The 21546-nt window shown below is 67.9% G+C and carries 28 protein-coding genes; 17 read left to right on the forward strand and 11 right to left on the reverse strand.

Annotated features, from left to right (window positions below):
* The first annotated feature begins 93 nt into the window (after positions 1–93).
* Positions 94–2172, forward strand: a complete 2079-nt coding sequence (locus D620_RS0111975) for a transglycosylase domain-containing protein (protein WP_017666056.1) — start codon at positions 94–96, stop codon at positions 2170–2172.
* Positions 2173–2327: 155 nt separating this feature from the next.
* On the opposite strand, the gene D620_RS0111980 is transcribed toward D620_RS0111975, so the two are convergent.
* From D620_RS0111980 to pyrE, 11 genes are all read right to left on the reverse strand, one after another.
* The gene (locus D620_RS0111980) at positions 2328–2720 is read right to left on the reverse strand and encodes a PaaI family thioesterase (protein WP_017666057.1); all 393 of its coding nucleotides are present in this window, start codon (positions 2718–2720) and stop codon (positions 2328–2330) included.
* Positions 2721–2727: 7 nt separating this feature from the next.
* On the reverse strand, positions 2728–3210 hold the full coding sequence (locus D620_RS0111985; RefSeq protein WP_017666058.1) for a PaaI family thioesterase: 483 nt from the start codon (positions 3208–3210) through the stop codon (positions 2728–2730).
* Positions 3211–3382: 172 nt separating this feature from the next.
* On the reverse strand, positions 3383–3580 hold the full coding sequence (locus tag D620_RS0111990; RefSeq protein ID WP_017666059.1) for a hypothetical protein: 198 nt from the start codon (positions 3578–3580) through the stop codon (positions 3383–3385).
* Complete coding sequence (gene ruvX / locus D620_RS0111995; protein WP_026092177.1) at positions 3581–4054, reverse strand: Holliday junction resolvase RuvX; 474 nt, start codon at positions 4052–4054, stop codon at positions 3581–3583. It abuts the gene before it with no gap.
* A complete protein-coding gene (locus D620_RS0112000) occupies positions 4051–5208 on the reverse strand; it encodes a DUF3089 domain-containing protein (protein WP_017666061.1) in 1158 nt (385 codons plus the stop codon). Before D620_RS0112000 ends, ruvX begins: the two co-directional genes overlap by 4 nt.
* Before the next feature lie 2 nt (positions 5209–5210).
* Entirely contained in the window at positions 5211–6104 is an 894-nt protein-coding gene (gene lepB, locus D620_RS0112005; protein WP_017666062.1) for a signal peptidase I, read from the reverse strand.
* A gap of 10 nt (positions 6105–6114) precedes the next feature.
* On the reverse strand, positions 6115–6519 hold the full coding sequence (acpS, locus tag D620_RS0112010) for a holo-ACP synthase (protein ID WP_017666063.1): 405 nt from the start codon (positions 6517–6519) through the stop codon (positions 6115–6117).
* 124 nt (positions 6520–6643) lie between these two features.
* Positions 6644–6928, reverse strand: a complete 285-nt coding sequence (locus D620_RS0112015; protein WP_017666064.1) for a hypothetical protein — start codon at positions 6926–6928, stop codon at positions 6644–6646.
* Between the two features lie 10 nt (positions 6929–6938).
* Positions 6939–7682 (reverse strand): pyridoxine 5'-phosphate synthase, encoded by a 744-nt coding sequence (locus D620_RS0112020; RefSeq protein WP_017666065.1) that lies wholly within the window; start codon positions 7680–7682, stop codon positions 6939–6941.
* A complete protein-coding gene (locus D620_RS0112025) occupies positions 7679–8749 on the reverse strand; it encodes a serine hydrolase domain-containing protein (RefSeq protein WP_017666066.1) in 1071 nt (356 codons plus the stop codon). The genes D620_RS0112020 and D620_RS0112025 overlap by 4 nt, the downstream gene beginning before the upstream one ends.
* An 8-nt stretch (positions 8750–8757) precedes the next feature.
* Positions 8758–9339: an orotate phosphoribosyltransferase gene (pyrE, locus tag D620_RS0112030; protein WP_017666067.1), complete on the reverse strand. Its 582-nt coding sequence runs from the start codon at positions 9337–9339 to the stop codon at positions 8758–8760.
* 247 nt (positions 9340–9586) lie between these two features.
* Here pyrE and coxB point away from each other — a divergent pair, with 247 nt between their 5' ends.
* The 16 genes from coxB to D620_RS0112110 all read left to right on the forward strand — a co-directional run bounded on the left by coxB (position 9587) and on the right by D620_RS0112110 (position 21402).
* Positions 9587–10609, forward strand: coding sequence for a cytochrome c oxidase subunit II (gene coxB, locus D620_RS0112035; RefSeq protein ID WP_017666068.1), 1023 nt, complete (start codon positions 9587–9589; stop codon positions 10607–10609).
* 35 nt (positions 10610–10644) lie between these two features.
* Positions 10645–12357, forward strand: coding sequence for a cytochrome c oxidase subunit I (gene ctaD / locus D620_RS0112040; RefSeq protein WP_017666069.1), 1713 nt, complete (start codon positions 10645–10647; stop codon positions 12355–12357).
* 97 nt (positions 12358–12454) lie between these two features.
* Positions 12455–13381, forward strand: coding sequence for a heme o synthase (locus D620_RS0112045; protein WP_017666070.1), 927 nt, complete (start codon positions 12455–12457; stop codon positions 13379–13381).
* A complete protein-coding gene (locus D620_RS16885; protein WP_017666071.1) occupies positions 13378–13509 on the forward strand; it encodes a hypothetical protein in 132 nt (43 codons plus the stop codon). The genes D620_RS0112045 and D620_RS16885 overlap by 4 nt, the downstream gene beginning before the upstream one ends.
* Complete coding sequence (locus D620_RS0112055) at positions 13509–14108, forward strand: cytochrome c oxidase assembly protein (RefSeq protein WP_017666072.1); 600 nt, start codon at positions 13509–13511, stop codon at positions 14106–14108. Before D620_RS16885 ends, D620_RS0112055 begins: the two co-directional genes overlap by 1 nt.
* 29 nt (positions 14109–14137) lie before the next feature.
* Positions 14138–15007 carry a cytochrome c oxidase subunit 3 gene (locus D620_RS0112060; RefSeq protein WP_017666073.1) on the forward strand — a complete coding sequence of 290 codons (870 nt, stop codon included), beginning with the start codon at positions 14138–14140 and terminating at the stop codon, positions 15005–15007.
* 71 nt (positions 15008–15078) lie between these two features.
* Positions 15079–15381 carry a DUF983 domain-containing protein gene (locus D620_RS0112065; protein ID WP_017666074.1) on the forward strand — a complete coding sequence of 101 codons (303 nt, stop codon included), beginning with the start codon at positions 15079–15081 and terminating at the stop codon, positions 15379–15381.
* Positions 15378–15980, forward strand: a complete 603-nt coding sequence (locus D620_RS0112070; protein WP_017666075.1) for an SURF1 family protein — start codon at positions 15378–15380, stop codon at positions 15978–15980. The genes D620_RS0112065 and D620_RS0112070 overlap by 4 nt, the downstream gene beginning before the upstream one ends.
* Positions 15981–16044: 64 nt before the next feature.
* Positions 16045–17457: a threonine synthase gene (gene thrC / locus D620_RS0112075; RefSeq protein ID WP_017666076.1), complete on the forward strand. Its 1413-nt coding sequence runs from the start codon at positions 16045–16047 to the stop codon at positions 17455–17457.
* Positions 17457–18344 (forward strand): class I SAM-dependent methyltransferase, encoded by an 888-nt coding sequence (locus D620_RS0112080; protein WP_017666077.1) that lies wholly within the window; start codon positions 17457–17459, stop codon positions 18342–18344. Before thrC ends, D620_RS0112080 begins: the two co-directional genes overlap by 1 nt.
* A gap of 92 nt (positions 18345–18436) precedes the next feature.
* The gene (locus tag D620_RS0112085) at positions 18437–18808 is read left to right on the forward strand and encodes a dihydroneopterin aldolase (protein WP_017666078.1); all 372 of its coding nucleotides are present in this window, start codon (positions 18437–18439) and stop codon (positions 18806–18808) included.
* A 4-nt stretch (positions 18809–18812) separates the two neighbouring features.
* Positions 18813–19130: a Rossmann fold domain-containing protein gene (locus D620_RS0112090; RefSeq protein ID WP_017666079.1), complete on the forward strand. Its 318-nt coding sequence runs from the start codon at positions 18813–18815 to the stop codon at positions 19128–19130.
* Complete coding sequence (moaA, locus tag D620_RS0112095; protein ID WP_017666080.1) at positions 19123–20193, forward strand: GTP 3',8-cyclase MoaA; 1071 nt, start codon at positions 19123–19125, stop codon at positions 20191–20193. The genes D620_RS0112090 and moaA overlap by 8 nt, the downstream gene beginning before the upstream one ends.
* Before the next feature lie 3 nt (positions 20194–20196).
* The gene (locus D620_RS0112100) at positions 20197–20448 is read left to right on the forward strand and encodes a MoaD/ThiS family protein (protein WP_017666081.1); all 252 of its coding nucleotides are present in this window, start codon (positions 20197–20199) and stop codon (positions 20446–20448) included.
* Positions 20448–20894: a molybdenum cofactor biosynthesis protein MoaE gene (locus D620_RS0112105; protein ID WP_017666082.1), complete on the forward strand. Its 447-nt coding sequence runs from the start codon at positions 20448–20450 to the stop codon at positions 20892–20894. Before D620_RS0112100 ends, D620_RS0112105 begins: the two co-directional genes overlap by 1 nt.
* Before the next feature lie 70 nt (positions 20895–20964).
* Complete coding sequence (locus D620_RS0112110; RefSeq protein ID WP_017666083.1) at positions 20965–21402, forward strand: hypothetical protein; 438 nt, start codon at positions 20965–20967, stop codon at positions 21400–21402.
* The last annotated feature ends 144 nt before the right edge of the window (positions 21403–21546 follow it).

Here is a 21546-nt window from a genome sequence, read left to right on the forward strand (position 1 = left end):
ATGGCGTTCTTCGACCGATTCCGGAAAGGCTCCCGCGCTCGCGCAGACGAGCGGGCGGGCGTGCCTGCCGGGTATTTCCCGACCTATGAATCCATGCGTCCCCTCGACGAGGATGACGACGACGATCTCCCCCGCCCGCGCGTGTCGGGGACGCCTGCCTATGACGACTGGGACGCCAAGCTTGGCCTGGTCGACGAGGTGCTGGCGGGCGCCGAGAAGCAGCGCCTCAGGTGGTGGCAGCGCGGTTACTGGCGCAAGCGCAGCAAGCTGTGGTGGTCGGGGCGGGGGCTGCTCGCCAGCTTCGCCATCCTCGCGCTGCTGGTCGGCTGGCTGACCGTCACCGCGCCGCTCTCCAAGAGCCTTGAACCCATCGCCCCGCCGCAGGTCACGCTGCTCGCCAGCGACGGCACCCCGATCGCGCGGCAGGGGGCGATCGTCGAGGCGCCGGTCAAGGTTTCCGACCTGCCGCCGCACGTGGTGGAGGCCTTCATCGCGATCGAGGACCGGCGGTTCTACAGCCACTGGGGCATCGACCCGCGCGGCATCGCCCGGGCGGCGTGGACGGGCTATGGCGGCGGCTCGACGATCACCCAGCAGCTCGCCAAGTTCACCTTCCTCACCCCCGAGCAGAGCCTCACCCGCAAGGCCCGCGAGGCGCTGATCGCGCTGTGGCTGGAGAGCTGGCTGACCAAGGACGAGATCCTCGAACGCTACCTGTCCAACGCCTATTTCGGCGACAACCAGTACGGGCTTCGCGCTGCGTCCCTGCACTACTTCTACCGCCAGCCCGAGAAGCTCCGGCCCGAGCAGGCGGCGATGCTGGCGGGGTTGCTCCAGGCGCCCTCGCGCTATGCGCCCACCAAGCATTACGACAAGGCGAAGAAGCGCATGGAGCTGGTGGTGCAGTCGATGGTGGACGAGGGCTACCTCACCGCCGCCGAGGCGAGGGCGCTGCCCGATCCGCGCATCGACGTGCGCACCCGCGACGACAACCTGCCGACCGGCACCTACTTCGCCGACTGGGCGCTGCCGCTGGCGCGCGAGGGGCTGGAGGCGGGCTACTCGCAGCAGGTGCTCACCACCACGCTCGACTCCAAGCTCCAGGCGCTCGCCAGCCGCATCGTTGCGCGCGCGCCGCTGGGGGGCGCGCAGGTCGCGCTGGTGGCGATGCGGCGCAACGGCGAGGTGGTGGCGATGGTCGGCGGGCGCGACTACGCCAAGTCGCCCTTCAACCGCGCCACCCAGGCCCGCCGCCAGCCGGGCTCGACCTTCAAGACCTTCGTCTACCTCACCGCCCTTGAGGAAGGCTGGGAGCCGGACGACGCCATCCCCAACACCCCCGTCACCCAAGGCTCCTACCGCCCCGGGAACGCGCGCGAGCAGTACTCGGCCCAGATCACGCTCGAGGACGCCTTCGCCTCCTCCTCCAATGTCGCCGCCTTCCGCCTGTTCCAGGCGGTGGGGAGCGACAAGGTGATCCGCACCGCGCGCCGCCTCGGCATCACCGCCCCGATGGCCGAGGGCGACCCGAGCCTCGCGCTCGGCACGACCTCGATGACGCTGATGGAGCTCACCGCGGCCTATGCCGGGATCGCCGCCAATGCCTACCCGGTCGAGCCCCACGCCTTCCCGCGCGGCGAGCGGAGCTGGTGGGAGTGGATGACCACGCCCTCCAAGTCGATGTCATCGGCCACCCACGAGGACCTCGAGGGGATGCTGCGCGCCGCGATCAACCGCGGAACCGGGCGCAGGGCGGCGCTGCCCATCGCCAACTTCGGCAAGACCGGCACCACCCAGGACTACCGCGACGCGCTGTTCGTCGGATATGCGGGCGACCTGGTGGTCGGGGTGTGGATCGGCAAGGACGACAACACGCCCCTTGCCGGCGTCACCGGCGGCAGCCTGCCGGCGCGCATCTGGCGCGACTTCATGTCCGGCGCGCTGCGCATCGAGGGCGCGCCCGCGCCTGCCGACACCCCCGATCCCGAAGGCCCGGTCCAGCCGCTCGACGTGATCGAGGGCGGCGAGATCCCGCTCGGCCAGGATGGCACCAGCCTCAAGGTCGACGAGAACGGCGTCTCGCTCAGGCAGGACGGCGTGCCGGTCGAGGTGCGGGTCGACGAAGGCGGGGTGGTGGTCAGACCCGCCGCCGCGCCCACGTCGCCGCCGTAACGCCGTTCAGCTTGGGCCGTGTTGGAGACACATGAGACACTGTCCAGGGGCGGAAATCCGGGGCTTGCGCAGGCCCTCTCCAAAGCAGGCAAAAGGGCGGTGCGACTCGTCATGACCGCCACCCTGACAGGCGCGGGCGATGTAGGAAAATCCCTTCAGACCATCAGGATATTCATGACCGCCGTGGCGATCGGCCGGGCGCGGTCCGATTGCCACGCCTCCACGCTCACATTGGCGTTGCGCCGCCCCAGCCGGGTGATGCGCCCCACCGCAAAGCTCGCCTCGGATTTGCCCGCGGCGAGATATTGCACGGTGATGTTGATCGGCTTCAAGAGCGGATCGCGCCCTGCCGCGACCAGCGCGGTGCGCAAGGCGGCATAGCCCGCATTCTCGAGCAGGCCTGCGGTCGCCCCGCCGTGGAAGTGCTGCGGGCGGCCTTCGACCACGGGCCCGAAATCGACCGTCAGCACCGGCATTCCGCCCTCGTCCTCGCCGGTCAGCCTTACCCCGAGCGAGCGGGCATAGGCGGGCAGTTCCCCGAATGTCATGGGCGCCTCAGGCATCGCCGCCCCCCTGCAATGCCGGATTGGCCTCGCGCGGATCGGCGCCGATGGTCATGAAGCAGCCCGCGACATGCGCGACCGGATCATCCGGGCTTTCGTCATAGGCGATGCCCCGCACGAAGGCGGCCGAGCGCGTGATGCGGTAGCATTCGACCCGGCCGCGCACGCTTGCCCGCTCGCGCGCGGGGCGCTGGTAATCGACCCTGAGGTCGAGCGTCGCTACAGGCTGGAAGGTGCCGCGCGTCTGCCAGATCGCCATGCCGCTCGCCATGTCCATCAGGCTGATGATCGGGCCCGAGGCGAGCACGTGCCGGCTCGAATCCCCGATCAGGTCCTCGCGCCACGGCAGTTCCAGCTCGACCCAGTTGTCGCCCTGTTCGGTGAACCTGAGGCCCAGCCAGCCGGTGTGGCCATGGCGGAAGAACCACTTGGAGGCCTCGCGCGCGTCGAACCGGGGGGTGGCAGGCGTGTTCATGGGGGAGCGCATAGGGCGAGGGGAGGGCGGCGCGCAATGGTGGAATTTCGAGGGCACTCTTGTCTCCCCTCCCCTTCAGGGCAGGGGCAGGGGGTGGGGACGTCCTGCAAGCGATGCAGTTCGGGGAAAGCCCCCACCCCAACCCCTCCCCTGAAGGGGAGGGGCTAGCAGGTCACCCGAAAAGCACCGCGACGCCCCACACGATCAGCGCCAGCACCAGCACGATCAGGAACAGCCGCCAGCAGCCCCGTCGGCGGCGTCGGTCGGGAGCGAAGGCGTCGACGGCAGCATCGGCGCCGATGTCGGCCAGCAGGTCGATGGCCGTCTCGGCGACATCGCCGACAACCTCGCCGATGCCGTCCTCGACCATCTACAGCACGCCCCCCGCCAGCCGGTCGATCGCGCCCTGCAGGATTACCGCGGCGGCATGGCTGTCGATCGCGGCGGCGCGCTTAGCGCGGCTTATGTCCTGGCCGATCATCGCGGCTTCGGCGGCCTGGGTCGACCAGCGCTCGTCCCACAGGAGGACGGGCAGGACGAAGGCCTCGGCGCAGTTGCGGGCATAGGCGCGAGAGGCCTGCGCGCGCGGGCCTTCGGTGCCGTCCATGTTGCGCGGCAGGCCGAGGACGATGCCCTTCACGTTGCGGCTTTTGACAAGCGCGGCGAGCGTCTCGCGGTCGCGCCCCCACTTGCCTCGGCTGATAGTGGTGCCGTTGGTGGCAAAGCGCCATCCGGCATCGCAGGTCGCGGTGCCGATAGTCTTGGTGCCGAGGTCGAGCCCGAGCAGCACGCCGCCCGCCTCGCCGACCGCCTCGGCAAAGCCGCGCGCGTCCTCGAAAATCAACCCGCGGCCTTCCACGCGCCCGCCCTGCGGATCACGTCGGCCTGCGTGTTCGCCCAGAACAGCGGCAGATCATAGACGTGGTAGTTGTTGCCCGGCAGCACATAGCTGCCCATTTCGGGCGGCGGCCCGATCAGCAAGAGGCCCCGCTTGTCGCACCGCGCCGGGACGAGGGCGGGGACAAGCGCGCCCTTTTCCATGCTGTCCTCGGGCACCAGCGTGCCGAGGTTGGCGCTGGCAGGCGCCGCGCCGCCGGTGAGGCCGGTGAGCGGATTGGTGCAGAGCATCGGCTCGGTGCCCGGCAGCTTGCCGTCGAGCGCGGGGGCGCTTTCGTAGGCTTCCAGCACCAGCGAAGGATCGGCCGGTTCGGCAAAGCTCGACCAGCTGATGACGCAGCCCGTCTGGTCGGCGGCGGTGCAGGCGGGCAGGCCCATGACGGGCAGGTCATGCAACGGCGAGACCGGCCAGCCGATCAGATAGGCCGCGACCAGCCGCGCGGCGAGGGGGGTGCCTTTCACCTCCTCGGCGATCAGGCGCTTCAGGTGCAGCGCGCCCTGCGAGTGCCCGGCAAGCACGATCGGCGTGCCCGGATCGACAGTGGAGAGGAAGAAGCGGAACGCCTCGCGCACGTCGGCAAAGGCGGCGTCGATGGCCTTCCTGCCCTCGGGCGCGTCGGTGAGGAAGGCGCCGAAGGTCGCCTGCCGGTAGCGCGGGGCCCAGATTTCGCTGGCCGCGTTGAAGGGGCTCGCCATGCCGCGCAGATAGATGCGGGCGATCCGCTCGGCCTCGGGATCGCCGCCGTTTGCGAGCGGGGCGTTCCAGCTCGAACGGTTCACGTAGCTGGTGGGGTGGACGAAGAACACCGCGAAGGCGCGCGCGCGCTTGGCCGGGGCGGAGCCCGGAGCTGGGGGCGCTGCGGCCGGGTCGGCATAGGCGGGCTGCCAGCGCGCCGGGTCGCTCACCCCGATGCCGGGGCGCGAATACCACAGGCCGGGGTCTTCATAGGCATTGGCCGAAAGCGGCGTGACCGGGGTGAAGGCCGCCGTGGGCACCATCGCCAGCCGCGTCAGCTCGGCCGGGAAGCGCGCCAGCAGGAACGAGCCTGCGATCACCAGAATGATGCAGAAGGCGAAGACATAGAGGAACTTGCGTGCCATATTTACTTGGCGGCCGCGCCCTTGGTCTCGGCAAGGGCGGGCCTGAGGGTGGTCCACGCGCGGTCGCCGCGCAGGCTGGTCCACCAGCTTGCAGGGTTCCAGGTGGTCGATCCGTCGAGGCTGAAGGTGATGAACTCCGCGCGCCCGCCGATATTGGCGAGCGGCACCGCCCCGCCCAAGCCCCGCGGCAGGGCGGCGCGGCTGTCGGCGGACAAATCGCGGTTGTCGCCCATCACGAACACGCTGCCTTCAGGCACCTTGTAGGGGCCGAAGCTGTCGAGCTCCTGGTTGATGAAGTCGATGGTAAGGAAGGTCGCGCCGTTGGGGAAGGTCTCGCGCCAGGTCGGCGGATCGAAGTAGTCCTTGCCGTCCGGGCCGGTCTTGCGGAACTCCTCGTAATTGTCGAGGCAGGGGTGCTGGCCGCCGTCGTCCTGGCACATCAGGTCAGGCTCGAAGGGCAGGCGCACCGCGGGCACGACCTCGCGCTTGATCGGGTTGCCGTTGAGGATGATGAGGCCGCCGCGCACCTCGATGGTGTCACCCGGCAGGGCGACGACGCGCTTGATGTAGTCCTCGTCCCGCATCGGGTGGACGGGGATGACGATGTCCCCATATTCGGGGGTGGCCGGCCAGATGCGGGTGCCCGAGCGCGGCAGCAGGTGGAAGCTCGCCGAGGCCCAGGACCAGCCGTAGGGATATTTGCTCACCACCAGCCGGTCGCCCACCCACAGGGTCGGCATCATCGAGGTCGAGGGGATGTAGAAGGGCTTGGCGACCAGGCTGTGGAATGCCAGCACCGCGAGCAGCATCAGCGCAAGGCCGCGGATTTCGGCGAACCAGTTGATCTTGTCGGGCGTTTCGCTGTCGGTCACTGGCGGGCTTTCGATGGTAGCCATGGCGGGGGGCCTAGCGCAGGGGGATGGCTTCGATGATCACGAAGGCCTGCGCCCAGGGGTGATCGTCGGTAAGGGTGAGGTGAATGCGCGCCTCATGGCCTTTCGGGCAGATTTCTTCAAGCCGCAAAGCCGCGCCGCCGGTGAGCGCAAGGGTCGGCGCGCCCGAGGGCGCGTTGACGACACCGATGTCCTTCATGAACACGCCGCGCCTGAACCCTGTGCCGACCGCCTTGGAGAAGGCCTCCTTGGCGGCGAAGCGCTTGGCATAGGTGCCGGCAATGGTGAAGGGGCGCCGGCGGGCCTTGGCGATCTCGACGGGGGTAAAGACGCGGTTCTCGAACCGCTCGCCATAGCGCGCGAGGGAGTTGGCGATCCGCTCGATGTTGCAGAGGTCGCTGCCCATGCCGATGATCACGAGGCAACTCCAATGAATGCGCTGGTTCGGGCGCGGAGCGACCGCAAGGCCGAACGGCCGCCCGCAGCGACGCGACCTTCAGGTCGCATGAGCGAGGATATCGCTCGCCGGAGGGCGAGCGCAATCAACGAAACGCCCTGATAATGACCGCTACCAGTAGGCCCAGCGCGACCACGTGGAGCATCACCTGCGCCTTGAACAGCGGATGCGCGAAGTCGCCCTTCGCCACGCGGATCGCGCCGACGAAGCCGAAGATCATCAGCGCGAGCCAGCCGACCGCGAAGACCATCATGACCTTCTGGCTCAAGGCAAAGCCGAGGAAGCCCACCGCCAGCAGGAACAGCGCGGCGGCGCCAAAGGCCCAGCGCTTTTGTTCGCCGGTCAGCGCCGGAAGGTCAGGCTCGGTCACCGCGCCCCCCTCACCTTGCGGCGTCCATCAACTCGCGCATCCGTCGGATCGCGTTCTCGAGGCCGACGAACACCGCCTCGCCGATGAGGTAATGACCGATGTTCAATTCCGCGATCTGCGGGATGGCGGCGATTGGCTGGACGTTGTCGAAGGTGAGGCCGTGGCCGGCGTGGGGCTCGATCCCGTTCTTGGCGGCCAGCGCTGCCATGTCGGAGATGCGGCGCAGCTCGCGGGTCACGCGCTCGGCATCGTTGTCGAGGAACGCGTGGGCATATTCGCCGGTGTGGAATTCCACCACCGGCGCGCCCAACCGCAGCGCGGCGTCCAGCTGGCGCTCGTCCGCCTCGATGAACAGCGAGACGCGGATGCCGCTCTCGCGCAGTGCCTCGCAGATCGGCACCAGCGTGTTGTGCATCCCGGCCGCATCGAGCCCGCCCTCGGTGGTGCGCTCCTCGCGCTTTTCGGGGACGATGCAGGCGGCATGCGGCTTGTGGCGCAAGGCGATGGCGAGCATTTCCGCCGTCGCCGCCATTTCGAGGTTCAGCGGCAGATTGGTCGCCGCCTGAATGCGCGCCAAGTCCTCGTCGCGGATATGGCGGCGGTCTTCGCGCAGGTGCGCGGTGATCCCGTCCCCGCCGACAGCCGCGACGATCTCGGCCGCGCGCACCGGATCGGGATGGTCGCCCCCGCGCGCGTTGCGGATGGTGGCGACATGGTCGATATTGACGCCGAGGCGGAGGTGGGAAGGGGTCATGGGGTTCCTTGCGGGCAGGCGGCCGCGGCGAGAAGATCGTGGGCAAAGCCGCTCCCCTGCCACACTTCGCCGAAATCGAAGGGCTTGGTCTGCGAGAAGGCGACGACTGCGATCTTGCGGTCGGGCAGGATGAAGTTGCGCACCTGCACTGCGCCCACATCGCCGCGCCGCTCGACGATCTTCACCGGGCCCTCGCAGCCCTTCAGCGGCACTTCGAATGCCCATTGGCCAAGCGCCATGGAGCCCAGCGCGGGATCGCCCCGCCACATTTCGGCCAGCGCCTCGGGGCCCAGCAGTTCCCCGCGCATCAGGGCGTTGTCGATGGTGACAATGTCGCGCAAGCCCCCATAGAGGCCCGCCGATGCGCCATAGGTCGAAAGGTCGATCCGTGGCTCGCGCTCGCCGTCGATGAACCCCCAGCGCGTCCACGCCTCGCCCGGATAGGCGCCCGGGGTGTCGAGGCCGAGCGGTGCGGCGATGTCGCGGGCGAACAGTTTGTCCCAGGCGACGCCTGTCACCGCTTGCAGGACGGCGCCCAGCACCATGTAATCGCAATTGTTGTAGGCCCAACTGCCGCCCGCCGGGCCGGTGACCGGGCCGGCACAGAAACCGGTGACGGGGTCGCGGCTGCCGGTGAAGCCGGGCTCGTGGAAGGCGGGCGTGTCAGCCGGGTTGGGCAGGCCTGCGCGGTGCTGGAGCAGGTTGCGGATCGTCGCGGTGCCCGCATTGGCCGAGCCGAAGGGGGGGAGATAGGCGGAAACCGGCTTGTCGAGATCGATCCTGCCGCGCTCCACCTGCTGCATGACCAGGATCGCGATCATCTGTTTGGTGACCGAGGCCCAGCGCCAGGTCAGCCCGTCCGCGTCGGACCGTGCGGGCTCGGGAAGCAGGCCGGTATAGCCGTAGCGGTAGAATTCACTGTCCTCGACGCGGGTCGAGATGGCGATGTCACCGTCGAACTTCGCCTGTTCGATCACCGCATTGACGCGTTCGGCATCGAAATCGTCGGCCATCGCCCCCTGCGGAAGCGCAAGTGCCGCGAGGGCGAGGGCGAGGGTGCGGATCATCGGGGGCGCTATTCCTTGCGGCTGCCGGGCTTCGTCACCTCTAAGGCCGCCAGCGCCTCGGGGATGTCGCTTTCGTCATAGGTCGGAAAATCGATGGCGAGCAGCGGGTAGAAAGGCACGCCCAGTTGGGCCGACCCGCAGGACCGGTCGATGATCGCGCATTCGGCGATCACCTCGCCGCCTTCGCGCGCGACCGCGGCAATGGCTTCGCGGCTGGAAAGGCCGGTGGTGACGACATCCTCGACCATCAGCACCTTGGCGCCCGGCTCGATCGCGAAGCCGCGGCGCAGATGGAAGGTGCCCTCGGGCCGCTCGAGGAACAGCGCGTCAAGGCCCAGCGCCCGGCCGACCTCATGGCCGATGATGATCCCGCCCATCGCCGGGGAGACCACCACGTCGATGGCCGCGCGCACATCGGCAGGCAGCCCCGCGACCACCGCCTCGGCAATCCGTGCGGCGCGCGCGGGGTTCATCAGCACCCTTGCGCATTGCAGGTAATGCCCGCTGTGGCGGCCCGAAGAGAGCTTGAAATGGCCTTCGAGCAGTGCGCCCGAGGCGCGGAACTCGGCCAGAACTTGCTCTTGATTCACAGGCGAACTCCTTGGAAAGCTTACGTGTCGGCACCGACTTGCGCGCGCGGCACGGGCCCATGCATAATTTTCTCCCTAGAAGCGCTTGAGGCCCTCGGCAAGCACGGCTAAGGGCGACGATGAAGCTGGCCCGAGGGCTGGCCAAACGCTGTCTGCGGCGGGTCTCGAGGGGGCCGGACGCTGTGGGCAGTATGGGATCAGATTCGAACCACTTGGACACAGTCTCATGGGTCAGAGGGACACCCGTATGAAAAATGCACTCCTGGCAGTCGTTGCTGCCGGGCTCGCGGCGCTGACGCCGCTGAGCGTCGCGGCGCAGGACGCCGCCCCCGCAGCACCGGTGGCGGCCACCCAGGCACCGGCTGCGGCTCCCGCTGACCCTGCCGCGCCCGCCGCCGCTCCGGCAGCCCCCGCAGCCGCGGAAGCGAGCACCTATACCCCGATGGCCCCGACCAAGGGCAAGGGCATGCCGACGTCCTACGAAGACGACGCGATGAAGAGCCTGACCTTCCAGGACCAGTATTCGGCCAATGGCGAATATGCGCTGTGGATGCATGACGTGATCCTGCTGCCGGTGATCACCATCATCAGCCTGCTGGTGCTGGGCCTGCTGCTTTATGTGGTGGTGCGCTTCAACCGCCGCGCCAATCCGGTCGCTTCCAAGACCACGCACAACACCATGATCGAAGTGGTGTGGACGATCCTGCCGGTGATCATCCTGGTGATCATCGCCGTCCCCTCGATCACGCTGCTGGCGCGCCAGTACGAAACCCCGCCCGCCAACGCCGTCACCATCAAGGCGACCGGCTACCAGTGGTACTGGGGCTACACCTATCCCGACCATGGCGATTTCGAAGTTGTCTCGAACATGCTGGACGAGGCCGTCGCCGCCAAGGCGGGCGAGCCGCACCAGCTGGCGGTCGACAAGCGCATGGTGGTGCCCGCCGGCGTGCCGCTGCGCATCCAGACCACCGCGAGCGACGTGATCCACGCCTTCGCGGTGCCCTCGCTGTGGTTCAAGATGGACGCGGTGCCGGGCCGTCTCAATGAAAAGCTGCTGACCATCAAGGAGCCGGGCGTCTATTACGGCCAGTGTTCCGAACTGTGCGGCGCGCGTCACGGCTACATGCCGATCGTCGTCGAAGCGCTGCCGCCGGCCGAATTCGCCGCCTGGGTGAAGGCGCAGGGCGGCACCATGCCCGGCGAGGAAGCCGCCGCGGCCCCGGCTGCCGCCGCCGCCGAGCCTGCCGCCGCCACCACCGCCGGCTGAACCCACCAGATTTGACCTGAGAAGAGTAGCTGATCATGGCAACCACCGCTGAAGGCTTCGACATCCACCACGATCACGGGCATGGCGCCCACGATCACGCGGACCACAAGCCGGGCTTCTTCGCCCGCTGGTTCATGTCGACCAACCACAAGGACATCGGCACGATGTATCTGATCTTCGCGATCATCGCGGGGATCGTCGGGGGTGCCATCTCGGGCATCATGCGGGTCGAGTTGCAGGAGCCGGGCATCCAGTACCTGCAATGGTGGGCCCAGTTCATGGGCGGCGGCAATGATCTGAACACCGCGCTGCACATGTGGAACGTGTTCATCACCGCGCATGGCCTGATCATGGTGTTCTTCATGGTCATGCCGGCGATGATCGGCGGCTTCGGCAACTGGTTCGTGCCGCTGATGATCGGCGCGCCGGACATGGCCTTCCCGCGCATGAACAACGTCAGCTTCTGGCTGACCGTCGCGGGCTTCTTCAGCCTCCTGTTCTCGCTGTTCGTTCCGGGCGGCACCGGCCCCGGCGCGGGCACCGGCTGGACGGTCTATGCGCCGCTTTCGACCAGCGGTTCGGTGGGCCCCGCCGTCGATTTCGCGATCTTCTCGCTGCACCTTGCGGGCGCGGGCTCGATCCTGGGGGCGACCAACTTCATCACCACCATCTTCAACATGCGTGCGCCGGGCATGACCCTGCACAAGATGCCGCTGTTCGTGTGGTCGGTGCTGGTCACCGCCTTCCTGCTGCTGCTGGCGCTGCCGGTGCTCGCCGCGGCGATCACCATGCTGCTGACCGATCGCAACTTCGGCACGACCTTCTTCAACCCGGCCGGCGGCGGCGATCCGGTGCTCTACCAGCACCTGTTCTGGTTCTTCGGCCACCCGGAAGTCTACATCATGATCCTGCCGGGCTTCGGCATGATCTCCCAGATCGTCGCCACCTTCTCGAAGAAGCCGGTGTTCGGCTACCTCGGCATGGCCTACGCCATGGTCGCGATCGGCGTGGTCGGCTTCATCGTCTGGGCGCACCACATGTACACCGTGGGCCTCGACGTGAACACGAAGATGTACTTCACCGCCGCCACCATGGTGATCGCGGTGCCGACCGGCGTGAAGATCTTCAGCTGGATCGCGACGATGTGGGGCGGCAGCCTCAGCTTCAAGTCGCCGATGGTCTGGTCGCTGGGCTTCATCTTCCTGTTCACCGTGGGCGGCGTGACCGGCGTGGTGCTCGCCAATGGCGGGATCGACGACAACCTGCACGACACCTACTATGTCGTCGCGCACTTCCACTACGTGCTGTCGATGGGTGCGGTGTTCTCGATGTTCGCCGGCTTTTACTACTGGTTCCCGAAGATGAGCGGGCGGATGCATTCCGAGCTCCTCAGCCACATCCACTTCTGGACCTTCTTCGTCGGCGTGAACGTGATCTTCTTCCCGCAGCACTTCCTGGGGATGCAGGGCATGCCGCGCCGCTATCCGGATTACGCCGAAGCCTACCACTTCTGGCACCAGATCAGCTCCTACGGCTATTACATCATGGCCGGCTCGATGCTGTTCTTCTTCGTCAACATCCTCTACGCGCTGATGGCCGGCAAGAAGGCCGAGGCGAACCCGTGGGGCGAAGGCGCGACGACGCTCGAATGGACCCTGCCGAGCCCGCCGCCCTACCACCAGTTCGAAACGCTCCCCGTCATCACGGATGCGCACGACTACCACGATCACCGTCCCGCCACCGCCTGAGGGGCGCGGGTCTGATCGGCTCCCTCGCCGGAGCGCAATGAACGAGGGGGAGCGCGGTCCGAGGCCGCGCTCCTTCGCAATGGAACCGCTAGGAACAATGGCAAGCACCGCGCCTTCGACCACCGCCATGATGCCCGCCGAGTGGCGCGATTTCCTCGCGCTCACCAAGCCGCGGGTGATGACGCTGGTGATCTTCACCGCGATCTGCGGCGTGCTGGCGGCGCCCGGGACCATCCACCCCGTGATCGCCTTCACCGCGATCCTTGCCATCGCGATGGGCGCTGGCGGGTCGGCGGTGCTCAACATGTGGTGGGAAGCCGACATCGACGCCGGCATGAAGCGCACCATGAACCGTCCGCTCCCCGGTGGCCGGATGCGGCGCGAGGATGCCCGCGATTTCGGGATCTTCCTGTCGGCGGTCTCGGTGGTGCTGATGGGGCTTGGTGTCGGCTGGCTCGCCGCCGCGCTGCTGCTGGGCGCGATCATCTATTACGCCGTCATCTACACCATGTGGCTCAAGCCGCGCACCCCGCAGAACATCGTCATCGGCGGCGGCGCGGGCGCCTTTCCGCCGCTGATCGGCTGGGTGGCGGTGACGGGCGATATCACCGCGATGCCGCTGCTGCTGTTCGCGATCATCTTCTTCTGGACGCCCCCGCATTTCTGGGCGCTCGCGCTGTTCGTGCAATCGGACTACGCCAAGGTCGGCATCCCGATGCTGCCCGTGGTCGCGGGCGAGCGCGCGACGCGCCGCCAGATCATGCTCTACACGCTGCTGCTCGCCCCCATCGCCATCGCGCCGTGGGCCATCGGGGCCACGAGCTGGATCTACGGTTCGGTCGCGGTGGTGCTCTCGGCGCTGTTCGTGATCCTCGCCCTGCCGGTTTTCACCCGCATGCGCGCCGAAGTGGACGCGATGACGCCCGAGAAGACGCTGTTCAAGTTCTCGATCGTCTATCTCTTCGTGCTGTTCGCCGCGCTGGTGGCCGACCGGCTCGCGGCCTATCAGGGGGTCATCGCATGACCCCGGACGAGGAACGCGAATTCCTCCGCCGCCGCAAGGCCCGCAATCTGGTGGTTGCGGGCACGCTGATCTTCTTCGTCGTGCTGTTCTACGCGATCACCATCGTGCGCATCGGAGGCCAGCACTGATGGCATCGGCCGCGCCCCTTTCGCCTGATACCGCGCGCAGCAACCTGCGCACGGGTGCGATGGCGTTGGCCGGCGCGCTGGCGATGCTGGGGCTGGGCTATGCCTCGGTCCCGCTCTACCGCCTGTTCTGCCAGGTCACCGGCTTCGGCGGCACGACCATGATCGCCTCCGACAGCAAGGCGGCAGCGGCAGCCGCGGCGGCAACGGGCCAGACGATCTCGATCCGCTTCGATGCGACCACCGCGATGGGCATGCCGTGGACCTTCACGCCCGCGCAGGCCACCGACACCGTCACCATCGGCGAGCGCGATATCGCGACCTATGTGGCACGCAACAATTCCGAACACACCATCACCGGGGTTGCCACCTTCAACGTCACCCCCGAACAGGCCGGCAAGTATTTCAACAAGGTCCAGTGCTTCTGCTTCACCGAGCAGACCCTCGCCCCCGGGCAGGAAGTGACCATGCCGGTGCTCTATTTCGTCGATCCGGCGATGCTCGAGGACCCCAACATGAAGGGTGTCGAGCAGATCACGCTGAGCTATACTTTCCACCGCGCCGAGGCGCCGCAGGACGCGGCTCCCCGGAGCACCGATTGATCCGCTAACCCAGGGACGGGAACATCCACATGGCTGGCAAGGCAAACCACGATTACCACATTCTCGAACCCGATATCTGGCCGCTGGTCGGCTCGATCGCGGCGCTGACCTTCACCAGCGGCATGGTGCTGAGCTTCCATCCCGACGTGTTCGGGCAGAGCGGCCAGATCGTTCTCGGCCTCGGCCTTGCCGGGCTGATCGCGACCTTCTTCATGTGGTTCCGCAACATCGTGATCGAAGCCCAGCGCGGCGATCACACCCCGGTGGTGCAGCTGCACCTGCGCTACGGGATGATCCTGTTCATCGCGTCCGAAGTGATGTTCTTCGTCGGCTGGTTCTGGAGCTTCTTCGATTTCGCGCTGTTCCCGACCGCGCTCGAATATGACCACGCCACCGGCGCGACCACCAGCCTGTTCGGCACCGAGGGCGCCGTGGCGGCCTTCATCCCCGAAGGCATGGAGGTGCTCGATCCCTTCGCGCTGCCGCTGCTCAACACGCTGATCCTGCTGTGTTCGGGGACCACGGTGACCTGGGCGCACCACGCGCTGATCCACGGTGACCGCGAGGGCCTCAAGCAGGGCCTGTGGGCGACCGTGGCGCTGGGCGTGCTGTTCAGCGCGATCCAGGCCTACGAATATTCCGCCGCGCCCTTCGGCTTCGGCGGGAACACCTATTCGAGCGCCTTCTACATGGCGACCGGCTTCCACGGTTTCCACGTGCTGATCGGGACGATCTTCCTCGCCGTGTGCCTCTACCGCGCGTACCTCGGCCACTTCACCCCGCGCCAGCACTTCGGCTTCGAGGCGGCGGCGTGGTACTGGCACTTCGTCGACGTGGTGTGGCTGTTCCTGTTCGTCGCCATCTACGTCTGGGGCGGCTGGGGCGCCGAATACCACTGATGAGTGCGGGGCCTTCCGGTCCTGAGCAAAACAAGGGGCAGCCGGGGTTGGTCTCGGCTGCCCTTTCCGGTTTGTGCCCCCGCTGCGGGGCGCACACGCTGTTCGGGGGGGCCGCGCAGTTGGCGGAGGAATGCTCGGCCTGCGGCCTCAACATCCTCAGCCTTGAGCGCGGTGGGCGGTTCGTGGGCGTGGTGACGATGCTGCTGGCGCTGGTGCTGATCCTCGCTGCGCTGGGCGTGGACGAATGGCTGCGCCCGCCGCTGTGGGCGACCTTCCTGTTCTGGGGGCCGGTGACGGTGGCGAGCGTCGTCTTCGCCTTGCGGTTCTGGAAGACCATGTGGGTCTATCACCAATACGAAGAGAGCCAGCCGTGACCCGCCGCATTCCGATCTTCTCGACCATTGTGGTGATCGCTGCGGCGATGACGATGGTGGGGCTCGGCATCTGGCAGCTCCAGCGCAAGGCCGAGAAGGAAGCGCTGATCGTGCGCTATGAGGCCGCGGTCAGCAACCCCCAGCCGGTCACCTATCCCGTCGCATCGCAGACGGCGGTCGACGCGGCGCTCTATCGCCGCAGCACCATCGAGTGCGCCTTCACCAGCGGAGACTGGCGGTCGATCTCGGGTCGCAACGCCAGCGGGCAGAGCGGCTTCGTCCACATCGTGCTGTGCGGGATCGACAAAGGGCCGCCGCAACGCGATCGCACCGCCTATGTGCAGGTCGGATGGTCGCGCGACCCCGCCGCGCCCAAGTGGGATGGCGGGCCGGTCAGCGGGTGGATCGTGCCCAATTCGGAAGGCTTCGCACGGCTTGTCGCCGACCCGCCGCTCGCGGGTCTTGAACCCAACGCCCCCCCCGATCCCGGCGACCTCCCCAACAACCACTTGGCCTATGCCGTCCAATGGTTCTTCTTCGCGCTGACCGCGCTGGTCATCTACGTGCTGGCATTGCGGCGGCGAGGGCGCATTTCTTGATGGCCGCGATTTCCGAGTCAGGAATGTTCCATTTCCCTTGAAATCGCTCTAGGCGCCTTCGCATATGCAATACGTCTCGACACGCGGCAGCGCACCGGCGCTCGATTTCGAAGGGGTCACCCTCGCAGGGCTCGCCAGCGACGGGGGGCTTTATGTCCCCGCCGAATGGCCGCGTTTCACGCCCGATCAGATCCGGGACCTGCGCGGCGCGGCCTATTGGCAGATCGCATGGGAAGTGATGCGCCCCTTCGTCGGCGACAGCCTGACCGACAAGGAGCTCGGGGACATCTGCTCGAGCGTCTATGGCGGCCAGTTCGCCCACGCCGCCATCACGCCGCTGGTGCAGCTCGACGAGCAGCACTGGCTGCTCGAACTGTTCCACGGGCCGACGCTCGCCTTCAAGGACATCGCCCTGCAACTGCTCGGCCGGCTGTTCGAGACCTTCCTCGAACGCCGCGACCAGCGCCTCACCATCGTCGGGGCGACCAGCGGCGACACCGGCTCGGCGGCGATACACGCGGTGGCCGGGCGCCGCCGGACCGAAATCTTCATGCTCCACCCCAAGGGCCGGGTGAGCGACGTGCAGCGCCGCCAGATGACCACGGTGCTTAGCCCCAATGTCCACAACCTCGCGATCGAAGGCAGCTTCGATGACGCACAGGCCCACGTGAAGCGGATGTTCACCGATGGCGCCGTGACGGGCGTGCTCAACCTCGGCGCGGTCAATTCGATCAACTGGGCGCGGCTGATGGCGCAGGTGGTCTATTACTTCGCCTCCGCCCTGCAACTCGGTGCGCCCGACCGCACGGTCGCCTATAGCGTGCCGACCGGCAATTTCGGCGATGTCTTCGCCGGCTATGTCGCAGCGAAGATGGGCCTGCCGATCGAGGTGCTGGTGGTCGCCACCAACGTCAACGACATCCTGCGCCGCGCGATCAATGAAGGCGACTATTCGGCCGGCGGCGTGACCCCCACGATCACCCCGTCGATGGACATTCAGGTTTCCTCCAACTTCGAACGCCTGCTGTTCGATGCCGGCGGGCGCGACGCGGCGGCGCTGGCGGAGCAGATGCGCAGCTTCGAGGCGAGCAAGGCGATGCGCCTCACCAATGCCCAGGGCACCGGCATCCGGGAGCTGTTCACCGCCTTGCGCGCGGACCAGATCGTAACCGCCCGGGCGATGCAATGGGCCTGGCAGGCGAGCGGGCAGATCATCGATCCGCACACCGCCGTCGGCCTGTCTGCTGCGCGCGATGCGGTGAAGGACGATTCGATCGATCTGCGCGTCCCGGTCGTCACCCTCGCCACCGCGCACCCGGCCAAGTTCCCCGATGCGGTCGAGCGCGCCATCGGCATGCGCCCGGCGCTGCCGGCGCGGGTCGGCGACCTGTTCGGGCGCGAGGAAAGCTACGTCGAGATCGCCGGCGATTACGCCGCCACCCGCGATTACGTGCTCGGCCACGCCGGGCAGGCCTGATGGCGGCCCTCGTCCAGCAGCCGCTGGTGATGGTCTGCGAGGGGTGGGATTCGTATCGCCTGCTCGACAGCGGGGCGGGGCGCAAGTGGGAAAGCTTCGGCCCCTACAGCTTCATCCGCCCCGAGCCGCAGGCGCTGTGGCAGCCGCGCCGCGAGCACTGGCAGGCAGCGGGCGAGTTCATCCCCGGTTCGGACGAGGACGGCGGCGGGCGCTGGCAGTTTTCCGGCCGCCTGCCCGATGAAGGCTGGCAGCTCGCGTGGAACGAGGTGCGCTTCACCGCCCGCCCGACGCCGTTCCGGCACCTGCAATTCTTCCCCGACATGGCCCCGGTGTGGGACTGGATGGGCGAGCAGCTCGCCGGGATGGACGCAGCCGAGACCATGAACCTGTTCGGCTACACCGGCCTCGGCACGCTGGCGCTGTCGCAGGCGGGCAGGGTCACCCATGTCGATGCCTCGAAGAAGTCGGTCGCCCAGGCGCGCGAGAACGCCGCGCTGTCAGGGATGGAGGATCGCCCGGTCCGCTGGCTGACCGACGATGCCGCCAAGTTCACCGCGCGCGAGGTGCGGCGGGGCAAGCGCTATGACGGGATCATCCTCGATCCGCCCAAGTTCGGACGCGGCCCCGAGGGCGAGGTGTGGCGGCTCGAGGAGCACCTGCCCGGCCTTGTCCACGATTGCGCGCGGCTGCTGGATGGCGAGAGCCGCTTCCTGTTCCTCACCGTCTATGCGGTGCGCATGAGCAGCCTTGCGATTGCAGGGCTGCTGGAAGAGGCGCTCGGGCATCTGCCGGGCAGAATCGAACATGGCGACCTTGCGGTGCGGGAAGAGGGCGAGGGCGGCAGGCTGCTGCCGACGGCGATCTTCGCGCGGTGGTCGAATAGCTGACGGGCCCACCCCCGGCCCCTCCCGCAAGCGGGAGGGGGTGGGCACGAGCCAAGGCTGGACTTACCCGCCCCATCCTGCCAACGGGCCCCGCAATGACCGACACCCTGACCCTTGAAGTGAATGATCTCGTCGTCGATGTCCTGACCGGCATCTATTCCGAGGAGACCGGCAGGCCCCAGCCGCTGCGCATCTCGATCGCGGCGCGTTACAAGGTGGCGGATCGCTATGATCCCGACACGTCTCTGGACGCGTCGAAGAACTACATGGACCTGAAGTTCGCCGCTTCCGAAGGGCTGCCCAAAGGCGTCCACTTCAAGCTGATCGAGGCGGTCGCCGATCATATCTGCGAGACGCTGTTCGTCGCCGATGCCAAGGTCGAGGCGGTGACGGTCAAGATCGTCAAGCTCGCCATTGCGGAAGGCAACGAGCAGATCGGTATCACCCTCCACCGCCAGCGCCGCTGATCCGATGCAGCGGCAGATCGAGACAGGCCTGCTGCCGGCAAGCGCGCTCGACGCGCAGACCGCCTTCATGGCGCTCCATCTCGAAGCTGCGCGCGCGCTGATTGCCGACCCCGCTGCAAGCGCGCTCACCATCATCCTGCCGCCCGCCGGCCCCGACCACCGCGACTGGCGGCTTGCGCTTGCCCGCGATCTGGCGCGCGAATCTGCCCCCAAGCGGATCAATATTGTCTCGGGCACCCACGGCGAGGCGCTGTCGGCGACCTTGCGCTTTTTGGCAGATGCGCCCGGGGTGACAGGGCAGTATCTGGTATGCCATGAATGATGCCGTGCTGCCCCACGAAGCCCGCCAGCCTGACCTGATCCGCATCGGCGGTGCCCAGCGTCCGCTGGTCGACGGCTTCATGCGCCGCATCACCTATCTGCGCCTCTCGGTCACCGACCGCTGCGACCTCAGGTGTTCCTACTGCATGCCCGAGCGCATGACCTTCCTTCCCAAGAAGGAGGTGCTCAGTCTCGAGGAGCTCCATGATCTTGCCACCGGCTTCATCGCGCGCGGCGTCACCAGGATCCGCATCACCGGGGGCGAGCCGCTGGTGCGGCGCGACATCATCGACCTGTTCGCAGCGCTCGGCCGCCGCATCGGGCCCGAGGGACACGGGGGCCTCGAGGAGCTGACCCTCACCACCAACGGCACGCAGCTCGCGAGCCATGCCGAGGCGCTGGCGAGCGCCGGGGTCAGGCGGGTCAACGTCTCGCTCGACACGCTCGATGCGGCACGCTTCGCGCAGCTCACCCGCCGCGACAGCTTGGGGGCCGTGCTCGAAGGGATCGCCGCGGCCAAGGCGGCGGGGCTCAAGGTCAAATTGAACGCGGTGGCGCTGAAGGGCGTCAACGAGGACGAACTGCCCGATCTTGTCGCTTGGGGCCACGCGCAGGGCCACGACGTCACCCTCATCGAGGTCATGCCGCTGGGCGATGTCGAGGAGGAGCGGCTCGACCAGTATCTCCCGCTCGACACCGTGCGCGAGAGGCTGGCGCAGCGCTGGACGCTCACCGACTCCGCGCACAAGACCGGCGGGCCCTCGACATATGTCAATATCGCCGAGACCGGCGGGCGGCTCGGGTTCATCACTCCGCACACCGGCAACTTCTGTTCGGGCTGCAACCGCCTGCGCGTCACCGCCACCGGCCAGCTCTTCCCGTGCCTGGGCGGCGGCGAGCGGGTCGACCTGCGCGCGGCGCTGCGTTCGGACGATCCCGAGGCGCAACTCGCCGCCGCGCTCGACGAGGCGCTGCGCATCAAGCCCGAGAAGCACCACTTCCGCATGGACGCGCGCGGGGCCGCCCCGGCGCTGGCGCGGCACATGTCGATGACGGGCGGCTGAGCGATGGCGACCGTCGTCCTCCTCGGCAAGCTCGCCGACCTCGGCGGCGCGCCGGCCTTGACGGTGCCGCTGCCGCTTGCCGCCGGGCTCGACTGGGCGGGCCTCAAGGCCGCGCTCCCCGCGATGCTTGCCGAGGCGATCGAGGACCCGCGCGTGCGTGTCGCGGTCAACGGCGCGCTGGTGCCCAACAAGCACAAGCTCCAGGCCGGTGCGGGCGACGAGATCGCGCTCCTCCCCCCCGTCTCGGGCGGCTGATGCGCGACATCCGCCTTCTCGATGCGCCGTTCTTCCCGGGCGCGCTGATCGGGCCCTTCAGCAACGCCAACCCCGGCCTTGGCGGGGTGTGCACCTTTGTCGGCGAGGTCCGCAGCGATACCGGCGTCGAGGCGCTGGAACTCAGCCATTACGCGCCGCTCACGCTGCCCGGGATGCACCAGCTGGCCGACGCCGCCTTCGAACGCTTCACCCTGATGGGCCTGCTGATGGTCCACCGTGTCGGGATGATGCGCCCGGGCGAGCCGATCGTCTGCGTCTCGGCCGCAGCGCTCCACCGGCGCGATGCGTTGGGCGCGGTCGACTTCTGCATGGATCACTTGAAGAGCGCCGCGTGGTTCTGGAAGCGCGAGAAGCGCGCCGACGGCTGGCACTGGATCGAGCCGCGCGCGCAGGACCACGAAGACCTCGCCCGCTGGCAGGGTTGATTTGATTCCGGTCAAAGCAGGAGCTGGCCGCACCGGGTAATCCCGTTCCGACAACGGAAAGGATCACCCCATGAGCCACATCGTCCACGACCTTCTTGCCAGCGGCGACGCGCGGATCGTCGAAGCCCCCGACGCGGCCCCCGTCCGCCACCAGGTCGAGGCCGACCGCAATTTCGGCCTCCCCACCGCGCTCTACGGGGCGACCGTGGCGGGCTATCTCGGCTTCCTGCTGGTGGTCGGCAGCGCCTTTGCCAATCCGGTGCTGGCGATCCCGATGGCGATCTTCGTGGTGTTCATCATCGCCGGCTTCGGCGTGCCCGCGCTGTGGACGCGCCTTGCGGGCAACAGCAGCGCGCCGCAGACCCTCGGCGAGTTCGAGGCGAAGGGCATCCAGACCAATACCGGACGCCTCGCAGCCAAAGACGCGGCCATCCAGGTGCTGATCCTGCCGGTGCTGCTGGTGGTCTGGGGCCTCGCGGTCGCGGTGATCGCCGCGCTGGTGCGCTGACCCGACACGCTCCCCCCGCGGGGCGGCCGCTCCTCTCCCCCGCTGCCGCCCCGACCCTTTGCCCCGGCTCGCGCAAGCGCCGGGGCATTTTGGCTTTGGGCACGGACCTGGCACAAAGGTTAGGCAGCACAGCTGCGGATTGAT

The sequence above is a fragment of the Porphyrobacter sp. AAP82 genome (genome assembly GCF_000331285.1).
Lineage (GTDB): Bacteria > Pseudomonadota > Alphaproteobacteria > Sphingomonadales > Sphingomonadaceae > Erythrobacter.